This window comes from Sphingomonas sp. GW821-FHT04B01 (assembly GCF_059420425.1).
Genome location: NZ_JBWKTR010000031.1, coordinates 1 through 2,281, shown reverse-complemented (window position 1 = coordinate 2,281; position 2,281 = coordinate 1). Strand labels below are relative to the sequence as shown.

The window sequence follows — 2,281 nt, the reverse complement described above, 5'->3', positions numbered from 1 at the left end:
GCCGAGGCGTTCCGGCCGGGGGTTCGGGTCTGCGATGTCATCGCGCATCGCGAGGTATCGAGCAGCCTGATCTACACATGGCGCAAGCAGCTGCGCGAAGGCAAGCTGGCCGGGGCGATGCCGTCGCTGCCGGTGTTTGCCGAGGTGCATGTGGCGGAACCGACGCCGCCAGCGCCACAGCCGGCACCATTTCCATCGGGGCTCATTCAGATCGAGTTACCGGGCGGCGTGCGGGTGAGTGTCGACGCAGCTGTGGATGCAGGCGCGCTTGCACGGGTGCTGTCGGTGCTGCGGTGAGCCCGGTGCCGTTGCCGACGCGAGTATTTTTGGCGTGTGGCGTGACCGACATGCGCAAGGGGTTCGATGGCCTGGCGGTGCTGGTGCAGCAGGTGCTGGCGCAGAACCCGCATTCGGGTGCCTTGTTCGTGTTCCGGGGCAAGCGGGGTCATCTGGTCAAGTTACTGTGGTTCGACGGCCAGGGACTTTGCCTGTTTTCCAAGCGGCTCGACCGTGGCCGTTTCGTCTGGCCAGTGACCGCGACCGGCACGGTGACGCTGACGCCGGCGCAATTGTCGATGCTGCTGGAAGGCATCGACTGGCGGCGACCGGAGCGGACGTTCGCGCCAACGCTGGCGGGGTAGGAACGGCGGTTTTGCGCCACTTTCCCTCGCTCGCCGGCCTGCAATCTGCTATGAAATGCGGGTGCCGGAAGCGCCCGTTTCCCCTGCTGATGCCGCCGCGCGGATTGCCGCGCTGGAGGCCTCGCTCGCCCGGGCCAATGCCGCACTCGCCGCCCGCGACCTGCTCATCGATACCCTGCGCGGACAGATCGCGCGGCTGCGGCGGATGCAGTTCGGCGCCTCGTCCGAAAAGCTCGGCCGCGAGATCGAGCAGCTCGAACTGGCGCTGGAGGAACTGGAAACCGAGCGTGATGCGCCTGGGGCCGGAGCGGCCGACCCCGGCGTGGCGGCGCGTTCGGTGCCCGTCCGCAGTCTGCCGGCGCATCTGCCGCGCGAGGAGGTCGTTCACGAACCCGTATCGGGTGTCTGCACCTGCCCGGACTGTGGCGGTGCGTTGCGCCCGCTCGGCTCGGACGCACACGAGATGCTCGACATCGTGCCGGTGCGCTGGCGGGTCGTCCGCAACGTTCGCCCCAAATACAGCTGCCGAACCTGTGAGAAGATCGTCCAGGCGCCCGCCCCGGTCAGCGGTGTGGCGCGCGGCAAGGCAACCTTCGCCACGCTGGCGCACGTCGTCGTCTCCAAGTTCGACCACCACCTGCCTCTGTATCGCCAGGCCGAGATGATGGCCGCGCAGGGGCTCGACATCGACCGCTCGACGCTGGCCGGCTGGACCGGACAGGCTGCCGCGCTCCTCGACCCCATCGTCAGCCGCATCCGCGACGAGGTGCTCAAGGCCGACAAGATCCATGCCGACGACACACCCGTGCCGGTGCTCGACCCCGGTCGGGGCAAGACGGCGACCGGGCGGTTATGGGTGTACGCGGCCGACGACCGGGCATCCGGCAGCACGGCGCCGCGCGCGACCTGGTATCGCTTCACGCCGGATCGCACGGCCGCGCACCCGCTGGCGCATCTTACCGGCTTTCGCGGCTTCCTCCAGGCCGATGCCTACGCGGGCTATGACGGGCTGTACCGCAGCGGCGTCACCGAGGTCGCCTGCTGGGCGCATTTCCGACGGAAGGTCTTCGACCTCCACGAGCGGTCGCCCACACCGCTGACAACCGACATCCTCGAGCAGATCGGCTCGCTCTATGTCGTTGAGGCCGAGGTCCGCTGCCAACCCCCCGATGTGCGGTGTTGCGTCAGGCAGGAACGGAGTAAACCGCTGGTCAAGGCCTTGCGCGAGACGCTCGACGCCGCCCTTCGCCATCTGTCACCCAGGTCCGACATGGCCAAGGCCATCGCCTATGGCACGAAGCGCTGGCCGGCCCTGTCGCGCTTCCTCGAAGATGGTCGCCTGGAGATCGACAACAATATCGCGGAGCGTGCGCTGCGCGGTGTCGCGGTCGGACGTCGCAACTGGCTGTTCGCCGGTTCGCCCGCAGGCGGCGAGCGGGCCGCGGCTATCTACACCGTCATCCAGACCTGCAAGGCCAACGGCGTCGACCCGCAGGTCTATATCGCCGACGTCATCGCCAAAGTCGCAAGCGACTGGCCCGCCAGCCAGTGGGACAAACTCATGCCCTGGAACTGGATGCCGCCGGTAGATCAGCCCATTGCGCAAGCAGCATAATCTGCGGCCTCCACACCACTCTTAC

Annotated in this window: 3 protein-coding genes; all 3 read left to right on the top strand. The window is 67.9% G+C overall.

Annotated elements, in window-relative coordinates:
* A partial coding sequence (tnpA, locus tag AC07UH_RS21450) for an IS66-like element accessory protein TnpA (RefSeq protein ID WP_495182206.1) occupies window positions 1-297 on the top strand: 297 nt, incomplete at its 5' end.
* Window positions 294-641 carry an IS66 family insertion sequence element accessory protein TnpB gene (gene tnpB / locus AC07UH_RS21445; protein ID WP_076712045.1) on the top strand — a complete coding sequence of 116 codons (348 nt, stop codon included), beginning with the start codon at window positions 294-296 and terminating at the stop codon, window positions 639-641. The genes tnpA and tnpB, both read left to right, overlap by 4 nt.
* A 55-nt stretch (window positions 642-696) precedes the next feature.
* On the top strand, window positions 697-2,256 hold the full coding sequence (tnpC, locus tag AC07UH_RS21440; RefSeq protein ID WP_495182205.1) for an IS66 family transposase: 1,560 nt from the start codon (window positions 697-699) through the stop codon (window positions 2,254-2,256).
* Window positions 2,257-2,281: the final 25 nt, after the last annotated feature.

Bases quoted from the DNA above. Each gene is read 5' to 3' on its own strand.
- tnpC (WP_495182205.1), top strand. From the start codon at position 697: ATGCGGGTGCCGGAAGCGCCCGTTTCCCCTGCTGATGCCGCCGCGCGG.